This window comes from Planococcus sp. FY231025 (genome assembly GCF_052078085.1).
GTDB lineage: Bacteria > Bacillota > Bacilli > Bacillales_A > Planococcaceae > Planococcus.
In genome coordinates, this window is the sequence record NZ_JBQJJG010000004.1 from 248,709 (window position 1) to 266,869 (window position 18,161).

Below are 18,161 nucleotides of genomic sequence, written 5' to 3' on the forward strand. Positions count from 1 at the left end.
CTCTTTTCCTTTTGTTTTAACGCTCTTGCTGCACGATGCTGCGGTATATTTCCAGCAAGGCTTCCGCTTCACGTGAGGCGGAATGCCGATCGGCAGCATACTGTTTTGCCTGCTGCCCGATCTGGCGCCTTGCGTCGCCGTTTTCCATAAGCTCTCGAGCAAAGTGGAAGAATTCTTCCTCATCCTTGTACAAATACCCGGTCCTGCCATTCTCAACCATGCCGCTGTTGCCGGGGACGTCCGATACCAATACCGGCAATCCATAGCCCATCGCTTCGGTAATCGCGGCAGGCTGGCCTTCCGATAAGGAAGAGTTCAGCACGGCATCGGCATTCTCATAAACAGCACCCATCTCTTCGTGGGGCAGTTCGCCGAGATAGCGGACCCAGCCGGCATGCTGCTCGACAAGGCGGAGCACGGTTTCCGCTTCCGCCTCTTCAAGCACCGGACCCACGAGCCAGAGCCGCAGCTGCGGGAACTCCGCGTGCAGCTTGGCCAGCGCCGATATGGCGAAGGGGATGTTCTTCACTTTGCGAATCCCTGCTGGCAGCACGAATAAAAACGTGCCCGCTTCCTTGCGGATTTCCGGATGGCCGGAAGGGAATTCGCCGGCGCCTTGGGGGATTGGGAATACCTTGTCGTCAAATTGCGGTGCTTCCTTAAGAAGCGCTTCTTTAGCCGCTTCGTCGAACACGTGGATCGCTTTTGCGCCGGCCAGCGTTTCTAGGACACCGCTGCGTTTCTCGGGATGGTACAGGTCCACATTCAGATCGGTGCCGGTCATCGTGATGATATAGGCATCCGGCTGTTGGCCGAGCTGCTGCAGAAACTGATGGAAATAATAAGCATGAAAGCCGTGCACCAGGTCGGCAGGGGGCAGCGAATGCGCCCTGTGGCTGCCGGTCGCAGCGACGATTTCGGTCTCGACGCCGAGTTTCTCCAAGTTTGCGGCAATTCGCCGGACCGTCACAGTATTGCCCCGCGGCTGCGGGTAATTGGGCGCGGCCAATACAATTTTCATGGAAGAATCACCCCCCTTTTTCTGCTCCGTACAGTATGGAACGTGGCCAAACGGCGGAAGTATTCATTCCATCCTTTGATTATCCTGAAACTAGGGGAGTTTGTCATCTCTGGACCCTCCGGCCAGCCGGATTATTTTGATAGAAAAAGGCCGCCCGGCAGGCGGCCTTTTTGAGTGGTCGAGAAAATACAACTCTTCCGCGCTCTATTTAGTGTCGAGACTTCAACGGCCAGCTCCTCGGGACATAAGTCAACCCAGCTGTGTGGCAAAGACCGCCACTTCGCTGGTTTGCCTTATGCCTTTCAGAGCTAAACGGGCCGTTTCCGCTTTTCGTATTGTATGTATGGCGGGATCGTGTGGGAATCGAACCCACCGAGCCTGGCACGCAGGCCCCTCAGGGTTTTGAAGACCCAGGAAGACACCAGTCACCCATCCAACCCCGTATCGTTGAAGCGTATTAATTGTATATCGGAACGGCCTGAACTGCAAGGAAGGTGCTCCGGAAAACAGCCTGCCGGACCATTCGAAAAGCGGTTTTTGCGATTCAGGGCGCCCTTCGCTTGAAACCCCTGCGGCGGAAGCTTAAAGTGAAGATAAGATCAATCAAAAAAGGCGCGTGAGGGCATGGAAGAGACTTACTACACAATCGGCATGGCCGGGCATATCGACCACGGAAAGACAGCGTTGACGAAAGCGCTGACAGACGTCGATACGGACCGGCTGAAAGAAGAAAAAGAACGGGGCATCTCAATCGAACCGGGCTATGCGCCGCTGCAGACGGAAGACGGCACGCACATTTCCATCATCGACGTTCCCGGGCATGAACGTTTTATCCGCCAGATGATTGCGGGAGTGGCCGGCATCGATTTGGTGGTGCTTGTGGTGGCAGCGGATGAAGGCGTCATGCCACAGACCGAAGAGCATATTGAAATCCTCCGTTTTCTCGGCATCAAACAGTGCATCGTCGCGATCACCAAAATCGACCGTGTGGATGACGTCATGCTGGAACTGGTCAAGGAAGACATTGAAGAGCGCCTGGCGGGGACCATTTTCGGTGGTGCGCCGAGCGTTATGGTCGACAGCCTGTCGGGAAAAGGCATCCCGGAATTGAAGCGAACGATTTTCGAAGTACTGAAAAAGGTGGAGTTCCGCGATGCTTATGGTTCATTCCGCCTGCCGATCGACCAGGTCTTCACCGTGCAGGGGCAAGGGACCGTCGTCCGAGGCACGATCTACGAAGGGGCTATCCGAAGGGGCAGCCAGCTGACGCTGCTCCCGAAAGGGTTGAAAGTCAAGGCGCGCCAGATCCAGGTCCATCATGAGGAGCAGGAGAACGCACGGGCAGGCCAGCGGACAGCGATCAACCTGGGCGGAGTCGACCGGGACCAAGTGGCACGGGGCGACGTTCTCGTTGCGTCCGATCATTTTATTGCGACCGGCACGATTGATGTGGCGCTCACGCTTGCTGGCGGCAAATTCGCGCCGCTCAAACAGCGGGCACCGGTGAAAGTCCATACCGGCACTTCGGAAGTGATGGGGAAGATCGTCTTTTTCGACCGCAACGAACTAAACGGCACGGACGAGGAAGTGCTGTGCCAGATCCGGCTCGATGAAGAGATCGTCGTCCGGCGCGGCGACCGCTTTATCCTGCGGCGGCCGACGCCCGTCGAGACGCTCGGCGGCGGCTGGATCATCCAGCCCGAAGGCGGAAAATACCGGTTCGGCGCAGAAACGGTGGAAAGGCTTCGTGCGATGAAAGAAGGGACGCCGGAAGACTTGGTCGAGGACGCGCTTGCAAAAGGGATTCTGCTGGATGCCAAAGGGCTGATCCAAGGGACGTCGCTCGATGAACACGTGCTGCAGGAAGCGATTGCGGCCGGCTTAGACAGCGGGCGGCTGCTCGAATTGCCGCACCAGAAATACACCCTCGCCAAAACATTCTCGAAAATCCGTGGTGAAATCACCGGGCGGCTCGAAAGCTACCACGACGAGTTTCCGATGCGCCCCGGCATCCCGAAAGCGGAATTGCTCCAGTCGCTCGGAGCCGGCTATCCGAAAACGTTCATTGAATACAGCCTGAACGCGCTGGCCGAAAAGGGCGAAGTGCGGAAGGACGGTCAATTCATGGCGCTGGCTGGTTTCAGCCCGCACTTGCCGAAGCAATGGAAGGTGCGGATGGAAGGGATCATCACGTCGCTCGAGAAAGACGGGCTCCAGGCGAAGAAATGGGATGAATACCTTGAAGGGACGCCGCTGCCAAAAGGCAGCATCCCGGATTTCACCGCCTATCTGCTCCAGAGCGGAGAGGCTTACCGCTTGGCGGAAGACACGCTGATCCACCGCACCGCATTTGCCGAATCGGCTTCAAAACTGAAAAGCGGCACCGGAGCGGCGTTCAGCTTGAAAGAGGCGAAAGATGCACTCGGCGTCTCGAGAAAATACCTGATCCCGTTTTTGGAGCTGCTCGACTCGCTGGGCGCCACAGTGCGCGAAGACGAACAGCGCCGCTGGGCGGATCCGGCACAATAAAGGAGGTGGCACGCATGAAGCACGAAATCAGAATCGAATTTTGCATGCAATGAAACTACGCACCCAAAGCCGCAAGTTTTGCGGCAGAACTGTTCAATCATTTCCGCACGGACATCGCATCACTGGAACTGGTCCCGAGTTCCGGCGGGGCATTTGAAGTTTTTGTGGATGGAAACATGATCCATTCGAAACTGGAGACCAAACAATACCCGGTGCTTGATGAAGTCATCCGGGCAATTGAGACATGAATGCTGCAGCTGGAGGAGAAACGGGACGCCCCAGGCAAAGCAGTTAATAGATGGAGGATCCCAAAATGAAACAATATTTGCGCCAGCTCCCCCCGATACATGAATTGCAGAAAGACCGCCGCTTCCAGGAACTTTTGGCCGCATCCGGACTTTCTGCCGAACAAGGAACAAAATTCATCCAGCAGGAAGTGGACCTTTTGCGCAACAGCCTGCTCGAAGGGGAGGCGCCTGTTTCTCCGTCCCTGGAAAATTTCAGCGGCCTTATTTTCAGCGAGGCAAGCAAGAAGGCGTCCTTGTGGACCGGCGACCGTTTGAAGGGGGTCATCAACGGAACCGGGACGGTGCTGCACACCAATCTTGGGCGGGCCAGGTTGAGTGGACGGGCGGTGGACCATGTCGTCCGTGCAGCACAGAACTATTCGAACCTTGAATACCGGACGGCTGAAGGCAAGCGCGGTTCGCGGCACGATATCTTGGAAGATCTGCTCATAGGGGCGACCGGGGCGGAAGCAGCGATGGTCGTAAACAACAACGCTGCGGCAGTGTTCCTGGTGCTGAATGCGCTGGCGAAGGACCGGGAAGCCATCGTCTCGCGCGGCCAGCTGGTTGAAATCGGCGGGTCTTTCCGCATTTCTTCGATCATGGAAGAAAGCGGCGTCCGGCTGGTGGAAGTGGGCACGACAAACAAGACGCACCTGGCTGACTACGAGCGGGCGCTGAGCGGCGACACCGCCATGATCATGAAAGTCCATACGAGCAATTTCCTGATGCTTGGTTTTACGGAGACGGTGGAGACCGAGGCTCTGGCGGAATTGAAGGAGCGAAGCGGGGATGTCATTTTTTACGAAGATCTTGGAAGCGGAGCCCTCTATGATTTCAAGAAGTATGGCATCGGGGACGAGCCGCTGGTCCGGGACGTGCTCGCAGCCGGCGCCGATCTTGTTTCCTTCAGTGGCGACAAGCTGTTGGGCGGCCCCCAGGCCGGCATCATTGCCGGAAGGAAGAACCTGATCGACCGCTTGAAAAAACACCAGCTTGCCCGGGTGCTGCGGGTCGACAAGCTGACGTTTGCCGCACTGGAAGAAACGCTCAAAGCTTACCTCGATGGAAGCGCCGAGCGGGAAATTCCGGCAGTGCGGGATATCATGCGGCCGGCTGAAGCGATCCGGCAACAGGCCGAAGCGTTTATCCGGAACGTGGAAGCGCAGACATCCGCTTATCGGCTGGAAGTGCTGGAAAGCACATCGCAGATCGGCGGCGGCACGATGCCGGGCGTCGAATTGCCGACTTTTGTCGCCGCTGTCAGCCACGGCGGCATGCCGGCGCATGACCTTGCAGCCCGGCTCCGCGAATGCCGGACGCCGGTCATCACCCGGGTGCAGGAACACAAGGTCTGCATCGATTTCCGGACGGTAAGCGAAGCGGAAGCGGCGGCAGTGGCGGAAAGCTTGGCAGAAATCGCGCAAAACTGGTAGGAATCAAGCGGTGGATGTGGAATAAAACAAAGAGGGCTGTTTCGCCCGAAAAGGAGGAGATTACGTGCTATTGGAAAAAATACAAGATGTAGAGCTGACAGGCATGGATGGCCAGAAAGTGAAAATCAGCGATTTCAAAGGGAAGAATACCCTGATTTTCATGTGGGCTTCCTGGTGACGCTGCCGTGGACAACTGCCAGGTTGGCAGAAAGTGTATGAACAATTCAAAGACGAGAACTTCGAAATCCTTTCGGTCGCCGTTGATGGACGGGGGCCGGAAGCGGCGAAGCCGTTTGTCGGCGGCACCTCATTCCCGACAGTGGTCGACGAAAACAACCAGTTGGTGAATCTGTTCGGCTTCAAAATCGTACCAAACGGAATTTTCATCGACGAAAAAGGGACCATCCGCATGATCAAAGAAGGCTTTAAGGTGGAGAACCCTGAACACGTCAAAGCCGTAGAACAATTGCTGAAGGGAGAAGCCGAAACGGTCCGGTTCGATGAAGAAACTGCTAAGAATGAACCGCCGAACCTTCAGCTTCAGCTGGCCCAGACCAAATTCAAACTGGGCATGGAATATGTTAAGCAAGGGCGCCAGGAAGAAGCGCTGAAGGAACTGGACGATGCCATTCTGCTGGATCCGGACAATTTCACCATCCGCAAACAGCGCTGGTATATCCGGTACCCTGAAAAATTCAGCCCTAATATTGATTTTGACTGGCAGAAAGGCCAGCTGGAAAAAGAGAAACGGGAAGAAGAGGAGCATCGGAACCAAGGGCTGATTTGCGGCCCTGACGGCTGTTTTCTTCCGGCAAAATAGCAGCTGGTCATCAAAAATCTATAAAAGGAGAGACCGCCATTCCCATAAGGCACCAATGGGATGGCGGTTTCTTTTATAGCTTGGCGGCATCGCCGCTTTTCGATGAAAGCCCATTTGACAACACGGGGCAATGCGAGTAGATTTTAGCTAACGAAGCTTGCTGAGGAGAGGATTCAGCAGGCGATCTTATGGACATCTTAGAAAAGAGGGAATGCACGTGAAAAAGCAAGTGGTGGTCATCGGCCTCGGCCGGTTCGGAACCAGCGTCGTCAAAGAGCTTAACCGCCTTGGCCATGAGGTGCTGGGAATCGACTCAAATATGGAGCGGGTGGACGCGGTCCGGGACTTCGCGGCGCACGCAGTTGTCGCAAATGCCACTGACGAAAGCGAGCTCAAGTCGCTCGGCGTCCGGAATTTCGAACACGCCATCGTCGCAATCGGCGATGATCTGCAGGCGAGCGTACTGTGTACACTTATGCTGAAAGAAATCGGCGTCGCGAAAATCTGGGTCAAAGCGCGTGACCTGCAGCACCAGAAGATTCTCGAGAAGGTCGGCGCCGACCGGGTCATCCAGCCGGAATTCGAGATGGGCGTGCGTGTCGCACAGCACGTGGGCTCCGAGAAAATCGTCGATTACATCGACTTATCGAAAGACTACAGCATTCTTGAGTTTGCGGCGACAAGCAAAATCGCCAACAAATCGCTGTCGGAGCTGAATATCCGGGACCGTTACAAATGCATCGTCCTTGCCATCAAGCGGGGAGAAGAAGTGAACATCGCACCGGTTCCAAGCGATCCGGTCCGGCTGAACGATGTCCTGATCGTCATGGGGCACCGGGATGATTTGAAGCGCTTCGAGGAAAGAGGCTTATAAGGGAGAAACCACCGTTCAATCGAGCGGTGGTTTTTTATTTGGCATACCATTTTATTTTATATAATATTAATATTGCCTTTATTAGGACTTATCTATATACTTCAGATTAATATGGTATACCATTTTATGGAACAAGGAGTTTTCCTATGATTGAACTGAATGAAGTGAAAAAGAACTCCGTCTACGACTACCTGTTCAATGCCATCCGTTCGGGCGACATAAAGCCGGGGCAGACGCTGACGGAGCGAGGGCTTGCCGAGAAGATCGGCGTCAGCCGCACACCGGTGCGCGAAGCGATCCGCAAGCTCGAAGAACAGGGCATCGTGACGCACGAACCGCATAAAGGCGTGAAGGTCATTACGCTGTCAGAAGAAAAAGTGACGCAGCTCTATGAGGTGCGGGAGCTGCTCGAAGGACTCGCTGTCCGCAGGCTAGCGGAGCGCCAGACGCCGCAGATAATCGAAGAGCTGCGCGGTTTTATCGAAAGGGCTGAAAAAGAAGCGGTCGAAAATAATGTCAGGGAAATGGCCGAGATCAATTCGGAATTCCATCTGGCGCTTGCCCGCTTGTCAGGCAATGTCTACCTCGAAACGATCATGAACATGCTGCAGACGCAGATCAGCCTGATGATGTCGGCTTCCTTGTCTACATCAGGACGGCCGCTGCAGAACATCGAAGAACACAAGGGGCTGATCGACGCCATCCGTTCAGGCGACGGCGAGTTCGCGGAAAGCATTGCCAAGCACCATGTAAGAAAAGCGCGTGAACACGCAATGAAAAAATTGGCAGGAGGCGAATGAAGATGGTGACAAAACAATTGGTGGAAAACTTATTGAAGACAAAAATGGGCGATATTCCGGAAGAGGTCAAACTCCACGGCAAAAAGAGCCTCTACAACTGGATGGGCGTGGCGATCGGCGCGGCCCACCACCCTTCAGTCGATATGGTGCTGGGGTTAAAAGAGGATATCGAGTCGGCAGGACAGATTTCGGTATTCGGGCGCACTGAAAAAGTGGATATCTTGCTGGGAAGCCTGATCAACGGCATGTCATCGCATATTTTCGACTATGACGATACTCATCTTGATACGATCCATCATCCGAGTGGCCCGGTGGCACCGGTCGTTTTGGCGCTCGGAGAGAAGATGAATCTGACGGGCGAACAGGTCCTCCATGCATTCATTCTCGGCTGCGAGGCAGAACTGCGCATTGCGAACGCCGTCTATCCGAGCCATTACCATCTCGGCTACCACATCACGAGCTCCACCGGGGTATTCGGAGCGGCTGTCGCGGCGGGCATCCTGCTCGGGCTGGACGAAGAACAGATGGCTTGGGCTCTGGGCATCGCCGGTACGCAATCGTTCGGCCTGCGAGAGATGTTCGGCACGATGACCAAGCCATTCCATCCCGGGAAAGCGGCGCAGAACGGCCTCATGGCGGCGCTTCTGGCGAAAAAGAACTTCACGAGCTCCACGGAAGTGCTGGAAGCAAAACGCGGGTTTGCGAATGTCCTGGCGCCGCAGCATGATTTGTCGAAAGTGAACGTCCGCTGGGGCACCGACTGGGAGCTTTTGAAAAACGCCTTCAAACCCTACGCATGCGGGATTGTTCTCCATCCGTCAATCGACGCGTGCATCGCACTCGGAAAGCAGGCGAAAGCGGAAGACATCGAACGCATTGAATTGACCGTCAATCCGTACGTGCTGGAGCTGACGGGGAAACCGACGCCGCCGACCGGGCTTGCCGGCAAATTCAGCATCTACCACACCGGTGCCATTGCATTCCTCGAAGGCGATGCCGCCGAAGCGCAGTACGCGGATGAGAAAGTCCATGATCCGGCGGTGGTAGCATTCCGGAAGAAAATCAAACCGAAAGTCGATCACTCCGTGAAAGAAGAAGAAGTGTATGCGAAAGCGTACCTGAAAGACGGCAGCATCATCGAGCAGACCGTCAAACATGCCACTGGCAGCATCGAGAATCCGATGGACGACGCAGCACTGGAGCGCAAGTTCAACAACCTGGTGCATCCGATCATCGGAGCGGAACAGGCGGAAGCGCTGCGAAAATCTTTATATAAATTAGATGAAATTAATAGTCTTGGCGATTTAATAAACTTAACAAATCCAATATATTAAATACTTTCTTAAATTCTATTTAGAAAGAGCTTCCTTAGAAATTTGGTTGCTCTTTCTTTTCTATAAGAAAAATATTTTAAATTTGTTTCTATTTTATAAAAGCTTATAAGTGAATAAATATTATATTAGCCAGATTATTTATTGCTCTATTTTAAGTTAATTGAAGTCAGTTTTAATATTGAATTAAAAATTACTATGCAAATTTAATTCGTATATTATTTCAGAGTAAAGTAATTGGAATAATATATTAAAAAAATATTGAAAATTCTAAATATATAAATTACCATGACATTATAGTGTCGGCTGTCGACAGTATAATGCCGACAGCATTTGATTAATTGATATGAGGGGGGAAGGTATGCAGCAAAAAACTTTAGAAAAAGCAGAACCCTACTACATGCAGTTGCAACAAACTATAAAAGAAAGAATTTGGAGTGGATATTATAAACCAGGAGATCGATTATATGAAGCCCAGCTGGCTAAGCAATTTGAAGTTAGCAGAAGTCCGGTTCGCGAAGCAGTAAGAACTTTGGTTAATGAAGGACTCCTTTCTGTTGGATCTAATTCAGAGATAACTGTTTATGAACCTTCCTTGCAAGATGTACAGGATATCTATGAGTGCCGTATTGCACTTGAATCAACTGCTGTAGCTCTTACGGCTAAAAAAGCAAGTCTTGAACAATTAAAGGAAATTGAAAGTGTTCTCTTTGAAACTCAAGAAGCCATAGAGAAAGGAGACAAAGAGAAAATAGTAGAGTGCAATGTCCATTTTCACGAATTAATAATTAATATAAGCGGAAATATTAGATTGAAAAAAATAATCGAAGATTTGCATTCATTAATTTATTATTATCGCATGCTTAATACTGATGAAGGACATCGCGGAAGCACAATTTTAAAAGGTCATCAAAAGATTTTTGAAGCTATAAAAGAAAGAGATTCTGAAAAAGCAGTAGAGTGTATAGCAATGCATACTAAAGAAGATTTGGAGAACCTGGTAACACTTTTCAAAGAAAAAGAAAATGAAGTACTCAGAAATTATTGAAGTAAATTAATGAGTAATTTAAAAAAATTTCACCGCATTTAAGAAAGCGCTTACAAATCTATTTGTTTTACCAATCAGTTATTTAAAGAAAAAGTAATATATAAACTTTTAGGAGGTGATGGCTTAACTAGTACATGATTGAAAGTGCTAAATAGCCGTAAAGTCACGGGTTTTTTTGAAAGTCAATTCAAAATTATAGGGGGTAAATTATGAGAAATTCAAAAAGAAATTTTCTGGTTCTTCTTTCCATTACGATGTTGTTAATTTTATCGGCTTGCGGAAGCGGCGGTTCCTCTTCAGAACCTAGTTCTGCTGGGGAAAACGAAGTGCAAGAAGTGACAATTAAACTTGCTCATGAAGTAGCTGAAAATACATCTCAACATGTTGGGTCAGTGGCAGTCAAAGATTACATTGAGAAAGAATCGGAAGGTAAAATCAAAGTTCAAATTTATCCAAATGGACAGTTATTTGGAGATAAGGATGTTTATCAGCAATTAGTCGCAAACAATGTTCAAATTACACAAATTGATTTATCGAAATTAGTGGGAGAAGACCCGCGTTTCAATATTCCTTCTATGCCTTACCTCTTTAATGGGGACGATGAAGCAGTTAAGTTTTGGGATAGCGAAAAAGGTATGGAAATACTAACTAGTTTAGATAGTGATGGAATTTATGGAATAGCTATGTGGCCAAACGGTCCGAAACATTTAACGAATGCTGTAAAACCACTTAAGAAGCCTGAAGATCTAGAAGGGTTGAAGTTCCGTACACAAGGTGGTCAAGTCCTCGAGTCAGTCTTTTCTACTCTTGGTGCCGGTTCAGTTTCGATTCCATTCACTGAGCTTTATACTGCCTTGCAGCAGGGTACGGTTGATGGACAAACAAATACTTTTGTGAACATCGATTCAAAAAAGTTTGATGAAATCCAAAAGTATTTGACGGTTTCTGGAGAAACACGTGTGGATCTTGGGTTGTTTGTGAATCAGAAATTCATGGATGGTCTTAACGAGCCTACAAGAAAGATTGTTGAAGATGGCTTAAAAGCGGGCACTGAAGAAGCGCGCAAAGCTGCAAAAGTAATGAATGAAGAAAGCCGTAAAAATCTAGAAGAAAGAGGAGAAATTGAAATTTATGAGCTTTCTGAAGAAGAAATAGAAGCTTTCAAAGAAGCTTGGGCTCCTATTTACGATGAATACACATCGATTATCGGTGAAGAGTACATTGAAGCTGCAAAACAGGCAAATGAATAAGAAGTTTACACAAGATTACAGCCTAGGCTGTAATCTTGTTATTAATCATTGCCTAATAGATGCAAAGGAGGTTGGCTGAAATGAAAAAAGTTCTGTGGATTATAGAAAAAGTAGAAGAGAGTATAGCTGCTTTCTTTTTTATTGCGGGATCCTTAATCGCAGTTTATGGCGTATTTATGCGTTATATTTTCAACAGTCCAGCGGCTTGGACAACTGAGATTTTTGAAATGTTCATGATAATAGCCATTTTTATTGGTTTTGGCATGGCTTTGAAAGATGATCGGCATATCGTAGTTGATTTGCTTTATGACAAGATGCCTCCATTAATTAAAAGAATTTTTAACGTAGTAAGCAATGTGCTAGGGGCTGCTTTTAGTGGTTTTCTCACCGTAATGGGAATTGAAATGGTCAGCATTGCACGTATCCAAGGCGGGGCAACTGTCGATGTTGGAATTCCAATTTGGATTACCTATTTAATTATGCCAATTGGTATGGGACTGTTGACATTCTACTTCCTAATACGAATTGTAAGGTCACTGCGCGACCCTCTTCCAAGTGAGGAGCAGGAAGAGAGAGACCGTATTAACAATGCCATATAAGGAAGGGAGGAATTTTTATGAGTCCAACACTTGTTTTACTGATTTCTTTTTTTGTCCTTTGTTTAATTCGAGTTCCGATTGCTGTAAGCCTTGGATTAGCAAGTTTATTCTCATTAAGTATGATTGATTTCACAATGTATGCTGTAATACAAAAAATGTTCACCTCAGTAAGTTCTTCGGCGTTAATGGCGATTCCTGGTTTTATTTTTGCCGGAATCATAATGTCGAAAGGCGGAATTTCTTTTCATTTGATTGCAGCATTAAGATCATGGATTGGCCACTTTAGAGGTGGACTTGCTCTTGTTACAATTTTTGCCTGTATGATTTTCGCGGCTATTTCAGGGTCTAGTCCTGCAACTGCGGCTGCTGTCGGCGCGATTATGATTCCCGCAATGGTAGAAGCTGGGTATAGCAAACGTTACTCGATGGGGCTTGTTGCGGCTGCTGGCACTCTGGGCATATTGTTGCCTCCTTCTATTCCACTCATAATTTATGGAGTCGTTTCCGAACAATCCATTGGAGATTTATTTACGGCTGGTATTCTGCCAGGTTTGTTCTTAGGCTCTTTGTTGGTGATATCCGCTGTGATAAATGCGCGAATAAATAACTATGGTACGTTGCCGAAAGAAAGCATGCGAGAAAGAATGCGTAAATCCCGAAAAGCGATATGGGGTCTTGTATTGCCTTTCTTAATCCTTGGAGGAATTTATACAGGAGTTATGACGCCAACGGAGGCCTCTTTCATGGCAGTTCTTTATTCTGTAATTATTTCGGTATTTGTATATAAAGAAATGAAGATTCCTTTATTCGGAAAAATAGTAAAAGAATCAATAAATGTGACGGCAATGATTTTCCTCATTATCGCCGCCGCAAATATTTTTGGAATGTTCCTTACTACTGAACAAATTCCTCAATTGGCTACAGAGTGGATCCAATCAAGTGCAGCAAACGTCTGGATTTTCTTAATTGCTGTTAACTTAATGTTTTTTGTATTAGGCATGTTCCTAGACGCAGTTTCTATTATTTTAATTACCTTGCCAATTTTGCTTCCAATTCTCGCATTGTTCGATTTAAACTTGATTCACTTTGCGATAATTATGACCATAAACATGGAATTAGGGATGATAACTCCTCCTGTAGGTTTGAATTTATTTGTAGTAAGCGGCATTACCCGAGAGAAAATAGGAAATGTCGTTCAAGGTGTTTTACCATTTTACGCTGTATTGGTAGTTGGTTTAGTGATAGTTATTGCATTTCCAGCAATCTCTTTATGGTTAATTCAATAACTGTAGAACGAGTTAATTGAAAGGCGGAGAATAAATGAAGACGATGGAAGAATTATTAACTTACGATATCGAAAAAGTCGCGAAGCTTATTGAAGAGCAGAAAATTTCTCCAGTTGAATTAACGAAACAGTTGCTTGAGCGCATTGAAGAAATTGATCCATTAATTAACTCTTTTATTACAGTGAATAAGGAAAAGGTTCTGGAACAAGCAGTTAAAGCCGAAAAAGAAATCGAAAATGGGAAATATAGAGGTCCGTTACATGGAATACCTATAGGATTAAAAGATTTGATCTATACTAAAAACTTGAAGACAACGATGGGTTCAGATATATATCAGAACTTCATTCCAACATACGATGCAACGGTAGTAGAAAAATTAGCAGAAGCAGGCGCAATTATAATCGGGAAATTAAACACTCACCAATTTGCCTATGGACCGACAGGTGACCGCTCCTTTTTTGGACCTGTACGGAATCCCTACGATTTAGAAAAAATGACAGGAGGGTCGAGCAGTGGCTCCGCAGCTGCAGTTTCAGCTTGTTTATGTTTCGGATCATTAGGTACTGATACAGGTGGATCAATAAGAGTTCCAGCTTCTTTCTGTGGTGTAGTCGGAATGAAGCCGACGTATGGGCTTATCAGTAAACATGGAGTCTACCCTCTTTCCTGGACACTTGACCATATTGGGCCGTTAACTAGAACTGTTAAAGATAATGCATTATTGTTGAACGCTCTTGCAGGTTCTGACCCAGCGGATCCGCTTTCTGTTACACATGAAAAAGAAGATTATACAAGAGATATTGGAAAAGGAATTGAAGGGATGGAATTTGGATTGCCTTCAAGCTTCTTTTTTGAAGATATGAATGAAGAAGTTAGGATGGTAATTGATAAAACTATTGAAGTCTTACGAGATATGGGTGCTATTGTTACTTCAGTGGATTTGCCTAATATAGAGAAGTTCTCTGATGCACATAAAGCAATACTGCGAAGTGAAGCTTTTGCAGTGCATGAAAAAAACCTGAATGATTATCCGGATAAATGGGACGATGAGGTAAAGGAAAGATTATATACTGCCTTAGAAACAAAAGGGTATGAATACGCTCAAGCTTTGCAGACCCGGCAACTTGCAAAAGAGGAATTTAATCAAATTCTTACAGAAGTTGATGTAATTCTAACTCCTACTTTACCTATTCTTCCACCAAAAATTGAAGAGCGGCATGTGAATATTGAAAAATATATTGGTCAACATATTCGATGGTCAATCATTAAGTTAACTGCTCCAACTAATTTGAATGGTTTTCCAAGTCTATCAATACCATGTGGTTTTTCTAAAGAAGGAATGCCAATCGGTATTCAGCTCATTGGTAAAGAATTTGATGAAGCTCTTTTGTATAGAGTTGGTTATTCACTAGAAAAAGAGTTATCAATTGATACAGCAAAATATGAAATCAACCATAAGTAATGAAAAACTAGTTCAGTAAATTATGATTTGTTGGTTAGCAAATGGAGGGATAGAGGATGGATGAAACGAAAAAATTCAAGCTGGCTGTAGTGCCGGGAGACGGCATCGGCAAGGAAGTGATAGCAGCAGGGCTGCAGGTGCTGGACCATATGGCGGAAGAATCAGGCGGCCGCTTCGCTTTCGAGAAAGACAGCTTCCCGTGGGGGTGCGAATACTATCTCGAGCATGGCAAGATGATGGACGAAGACGGCGTAGAAAAAATGAAGGAATATGACGCCATCTATTTCGGGGCGGTCGGCTTTCCGGGCGTACCGGACCATGTATCGCTGTGGGGACTGCGCCTGGCGATATGCCAGGGGCTCGACCAATGGGCGAATGTGCGCCCGATCGAGTTTCTGCCCGGGGTGCCAAGGCGCCTCAACCATCCCGACGTCGATACGCTCAATTGGGTGCTTGTCCGCGAGAATTCGGAAGGGGAATACTCCGGCATCGGCGGCCGCAATTTCGCAGGACGCGGCCCGGGCAAGGAAGTCGCTGTCCAGTCCGCGCTTTTTACGGAACACGGCTGCGAGCGCATCATCCGTTTTGCCTTTGAACTTGCCCGCACGCGCAAGCGCAAACGGGTGCTCAGCGTCACCAAAAGCAATGCCCAGCAATACGGCATGGTCCTGTGGGATGAAGTGTTCGCCCGTGTCAGTAAAGAGTACCCGGACGTCGAAGCGGAACAGGGGCTGGTCGATGCCGTCGCCGCCCACTTTGTGCTGCGTCCGGAGGAGCTAGAAGTAGTGGTGGCGTCGAATTTATTTGCCGACATCCTTTCCGATCTCGGCAGTGCGCTTGCCGGCAGCCTCGGCCTTGCGCCGAGCGCCAACCTGGACCCCGAACGGAAAGCGCCGAGCATGTTCGAATCGGTCCATGGCTCTGCGCCGGATATCGCCGGACAAGGCATCGCCAACCCGATCGGCTCGATCGCCAGCGCCGCGATGATGCTCAGCCATCTTGGGCTCGAAGAAGAAGCGGAACAGCTCAACCGGGCGATTGCCGAAACGACGCGCCAAGGCATCATGACGCGCGACATCGGCGGCACGCACGACACCGCAGGTGTGACGGAAGCCATTATCCGGAACCTCGCAGCAGTCAAAGCAACCGAATAAAACCTAAAACCCCCGTTCCGGAAAGTTCCCGGGACGGGGGTTTGTGCGTCACTCCAAATCCAATTCAACGTAGACGAAATATTCATCAATGGTCACTCCATCGTCAAAAAGTGTCAGCACCAAGTCGTCCTCAGCATTTGAGAAGGTGAGGGTGCCTTCGGGTTCCGGCAGCTCCCATTCGTGCGTCTCCTCCCGGCGCCCGCTGTTGATGGCCTCGATGGCTTCTTCAATTTCGCGCGCATCTTTGGTCTCGAAGAAGGTCATCCCGCCTTTTGCGGCTTCCATGCGGCTGTATTCGCCGGTGATCAACGGAGGGCCATTGAAGCAGCCGGCGAGCAGGAAGAGCGGCAGCAGCAAGATTCCATGCAACTTTTTCATAAGCGGCTCCGTTCACGGTTTCTTTTCATCATATGCTGTTGGAAGCGAATTTACAATAGTGGAAAGGGCTTCCGGAAGCGAAAGGTGATAGGATGGAAACGGTACATAAGCAAGGGAGGTTTTAGTTTGAGTGGAAATGCCAAGAAGTTGTTGTTCCTCTTGGGAGCGGGAGCGGTCCTTGTTGCCGTCTTGCTGTCGGCCAAGGCCTACTTCAGCTACAAGGAAACCACAGCTGTGGCGGATGCCTGCTATGAAAAAGGCGGGTTCCCGGCGATCAAGAAAAGCGGCCTGAAAATCGTCTATTTCGAATGCCATATGGACGCCGCAAATTGAAAACAAGGACTCCCCATTCCCGGGAAGCCCTTGTTTTCAGCATGGTAAGAAAGACATAAAGTGCTTTTTTAATTGGTCAATCGATATTCCGCAAAACAGCTTCGCTCCATATCTTAGATAGCACTTTAAAAAAGAATAGAGTCACCTAATTCTTAATAAACATAACCAACGCCGGCGCGTCCACGGGCTAGGCAATAAAATGGCCCAAAAGCAGTTTGGGTCATTTTATTTGCGACGAAGCTAGTGCAGCGATGCAGGAGCAGAAGGCTTCTCGACAAATTGAAAACAAGGACTTCCCATTCCCGGGAAGTCCTTGTTTTTTTAGAATGCATATTGGTACAAACCGTAATAAAGCGGCCCGAGCAGGATCACCGTCGACAGGGCAAGGAAGAACGTGCCGGTCAGGCCGGCGACTTCTTCGCGTTCGCCTGCGAATTCCTGCTTGAGCTTGAATGCGAAAAGGATGTCCCAGAGCAGTCCGCCGAAAAAAACGAACTTCCAGACAATCGGTTCGAAAAACTGGTTGCCGGTGACAAAGCCGAACAGGCCGATCCATGTCACGACTGAGACGGCCAAATCGAATTTGACCGGAAAATTCAGCGGCCCGCTGTGGATGATGAATCCGACGGTTGCAGTGCCGAGGATAGCTGCATAGATAAACCATAAAATTTGTTCCATTTGGTAAAACCTTCTTTGTTTAAGACTCTCCTCATTATAGAAGAAAAAGAAAGGGAAAGAAAACCTTTTCCGGAAATCAATCCGGAAAAAACAAGGGAAAAGCGCGGCTACGCGTTACGGGCAGGCTCGGTTTTGCTGAGTCCGACTTTGTGTTCCACGATTTCCCGGATATACTTCATTGTCCGCTTCTGGGCTTCCTCCGGCGTGTAATGGTTCCGGTTGTTCAGCAAGGTGGTGAACATCCCTTGCCAGACAAGATTGGTCAGTTCGTTCACTTCTTCGGCCTGGATTTCGCTCAACAGTCCGGCTTTTACAAGTGGGCCGATCGTAAAACGCCCGCGGTCTGCGATATTGCGCTCCATCAATGCCGGCTGCAGTTCTTCCGGTATTGCCATCAAATCTGATGGGTAAAGCTCATAATAACTTGCAAGTAGGGTTTTTGGATGGTCTCCCAGGTCCATCAGGAAGACCGTCTGGAAAATATCCGGGATCTTGAACGAATATTCACTGAAGCATTCCCAGGCAATAAGGTACTTCTCAACCGGGTCATCGGTCTTTTCCATTTCCCGGCTGACTGTTTCCAGATATGGCTTCAAAAACTTCAAGGAAGCAAAAAACAGCAGATGCGAGAGTTCGCCGAAGTAATTATAGATGGTGGCACTGTTGTAGCCCGCCTTGTCCGCGACTTTTCGGATGGTCACCTGCTGGAAACCTTCAGTCTTGATCAGTTCTTCAGTTGCGTCGATAAAGAACGTCCACATGCGCCTTTTCTTGAGTTCTTTATTATCCATAATGCCCGCACATCCTTGAAATTAAAATATTTTGAAAATACATTGATTATTATTATAGTCTCATGATACCCTATTTAACAACAA

General features: G+C 48.6%; 18 protein-coding genes, 1 tRNA gene and 1 pseudogene. 15 read left to right on the forward strand and 5 right to left on the reverse strand.

Annotated elements, in window-relative coordinates; genetic code table 11:
• Nucleotides 1-16: 16 nt before the first annotated feature.
• Together ACTL32_RS04570 and ACTL32_RS04575 are read right to left on the reverse strand one after the other, a co-directional pair.
• On the reverse strand, nucleotides 17-1,021 hold the full coding sequence (locus ACTL32_RS04570; RefSeq protein WP_441340351.1) for a glycosyltransferase: 1,005 nt from the start codon (nucleotides 1,019-1,021) through the stop codon (nucleotides 17-19).
• 344 nt (nucleotides 1,022-1,365) lie between these two features.
• Nucleotides 1,366-1,462: transfer RNA gene (locus ACTL32_RS04575), tRNA-Sec, on the reverse strand.
• 183 nt (nucleotides 1,463-1,645) lie between these two features.
• Between ACTL32_RS04575 and selB the strand changes: the two genes are divergently transcribed.
• From selB to ACTL32_RS04645, 14 genes and pseudogenes are all read left to right on the forward strand, one after another.
• On the forward strand, nucleotides 1,646-3,550 hold the full coding sequence (selB, locus tag ACTL32_RS04580) for a selenocysteine-specific translation elongation factor (RefSeq protein WP_441340352.1): 1,905 nt from the start codon (nucleotides 1,646-1,648) through the stop codon (nucleotides 3,548-3,550).
• Between the two features lie 65 nt (nucleotides 3,551-3,615).
• Nucleotides 3,616-3,798: pseudogene (locus ACTL32_RS04585) on the forward strand (Rdx family protein); the annotation flags it as partial.
• A gap of 65 nt (nucleotides 3,799-3,863) precedes the next feature.
• The gene (selA, locus tag ACTL32_RS04590; RefSeq protein ID WP_441340353.1) at nucleotides 3,864-5,273 is read left to right on the forward strand and encodes an L-seryl-tRNA(Sec) selenium transferase; all 1,410 of its coding nucleotides are present in this window, start codon (nucleotides 3,864-3,866) and stop codon (nucleotides 5,271-5,273) included.
• A gap of 64 nt (nucleotides 5,274-5,337) precedes the next feature.
• Nucleotides 5,338-5,451, forward strand: coding sequence for a peroxiredoxin family protein (locus ACTL32_RS04595; protein WP_441340354.1), 114 nt, complete (start codon nucleotides 5,338-5,340; stop codon nucleotides 5,449-5,451).
• Between the two features lie 15 nt (nucleotides 5,452-5,466).
• Nucleotides 5,467-6,093: a thioredoxin family protein gene (locus tag ACTL32_RS04600; protein WP_441340680.1), complete on the forward strand. Its 627-nt coding sequence runs from the start codon at nucleotides 5,467-5,469 to the stop codon at nucleotides 6,091-6,093.
• A 211-nt stretch (nucleotides 6,094-6,304) separates the two neighbouring features.
• Nucleotides 6,305-6,967: a potassium channel family protein gene (locus tag ACTL32_RS04605; protein ID WP_204891594.1), complete on the forward strand. Its 663-nt coding sequence runs from the start codon at nucleotides 6,305-6,307 to the stop codon at nucleotides 6,965-6,967.
• Between the two features lie 146 nt (nucleotides 6,968-7,113).
• Nucleotides 7,114-7,767: a GntR family transcriptional regulator gene (locus tag ACTL32_RS04610; RefSeq protein ID WP_441340355.1), complete on the forward strand. Its 654-nt coding sequence runs from the start codon at nucleotides 7,114-7,116 to the stop codon at nucleotides 7,765-7,767.
• Between the two features lie 2 nt (nucleotides 7,768-7,769).
• Nucleotides 7,770-9,101 (forward strand): MmgE/PrpD family protein, encoded by a 1,332-nt coding sequence (locus ACTL32_RS04615; RefSeq protein ID WP_441340356.1) that lies wholly within the window; start codon nucleotides 7,770-7,772, stop codon nucleotides 9,099-9,101.
• A 358-nt stretch (nucleotides 9,102-9,459) separates the two neighbouring features.
• Entirely contained in the window at nucleotides 9,460-10,146 is a 687-nt protein-coding gene (locus tag ACTL32_RS04620) for a GntR family transcriptional regulator (protein ID WP_441340357.1), read from the forward strand.
• A gap of 209 nt (nucleotides 10,147-10,355) precedes the next feature.
• The gene (locus ACTL32_RS04625; RefSeq protein ID WP_441340358.1) at nucleotides 10,356-11,396 is read left to right on the forward strand and encodes a TRAP transporter substrate-binding protein; all 1,041 of its coding nucleotides are present in this window, start codon (nucleotides 10,356-10,358) and stop codon (nucleotides 11,394-11,396) included.
• A gap of 80 nt (nucleotides 11,397-11,476) precedes the next feature.
• Nucleotides 11,477-11,995: a TRAP transporter small permease gene (locus ACTL32_RS04630; protein WP_441340359.1), complete on the forward strand. Its 519-nt coding sequence runs from the start codon at nucleotides 11,477-11,479 to the stop codon at nucleotides 11,993-11,995.
• A 17-nt stretch (nucleotides 11,996-12,012) separates the two neighbouring features.
• Nucleotides 12,013-13,281 (forward strand): TRAP transporter large permease, encoded by a 1,269-nt coding sequence (locus ACTL32_RS04635; RefSeq protein ID WP_441340360.1) that lies wholly within the window; start codon nucleotides 12,013-12,015, stop codon nucleotides 13,279-13,281.
• Between the two features lie 34 nt (nucleotides 13,282-13,315).
• Nucleotides 13,316-14,743 carry an amidase gene (locus ACTL32_RS04640; RefSeq protein ID WP_441340361.1) on the forward strand — a complete coding sequence of 476 codons (1,428 nt, stop codon included), beginning with the start codon at nucleotides 13,316-13,318 and terminating at the stop codon, nucleotides 14,741-14,743.
• Nucleotides 14,744-14,799: 56 nt separating this feature from the next.
• Entirely contained in the window at nucleotides 14,800-15,897 is a 1,098-nt protein-coding gene (locus ACTL32_RS04645) for a tartrate dehydrogenase (protein ID WP_441340362.1), read from the forward strand.
• A gap of 48 nt (nucleotides 15,898-15,945) precedes the next feature.
• On the opposite strand, the gene ACTL32_RS04650 is transcribed toward ACTL32_RS04645, so the two are convergent.
• Nucleotides 15,946-16,275 (reverse strand): hypothetical protein, encoded by a 330-nt coding sequence (locus ACTL32_RS04650; RefSeq protein ID WP_441340363.1) that lies wholly within the window; start codon nucleotides 16,273-16,275, stop codon nucleotides 15,946-15,948.
• A 126-nt stretch (nucleotides 16,276-16,401) separates the two neighbouring features.
• On the opposite strand from ACTL32_RS04650, the gene ACTL32_RS04655 reads away from it, so the two are divergent.
• Nucleotides 16,402-16,608, forward strand: coding sequence for a hypothetical protein (locus ACTL32_RS04655; RefSeq protein ID WP_441340364.1), 207 nt, complete (start codon nucleotides 16,402-16,404; stop codon nucleotides 16,606-16,608).
• Nucleotides 16,609-16,929: 321 nt separating this feature from the next.
• On the opposite strand, the gene ACTL32_RS04660 is transcribed toward ACTL32_RS04655, so the two are convergent.
• Both ACTL32_RS04660 and ACTL32_RS04665 read right to left on the reverse strand, forming a co-directional pair.
• Nucleotides 16,930-17,286 carry a hypothetical protein gene (locus tag ACTL32_RS04660; protein ID WP_204891586.1) on the reverse strand — a complete coding sequence of 119 codons (357 nt, stop codon included), beginning with the start codon at nucleotides 17,284-17,286 and terminating at the stop codon, nucleotides 16,930-16,932.
• A gap of 107 nt (nucleotides 17,287-17,393) precedes the next feature.
• On the reverse strand, nucleotides 17,394-18,077 hold the full coding sequence (locus ACTL32_RS04665; protein ID WP_441340365.1) for a TetR family transcriptional regulator: 684 nt from the start codon (nucleotides 18,075-18,077) through the stop codon (nucleotides 17,394-17,396).
• Nucleotides 18,078-18,161: the final 84 nt, after the last annotated feature.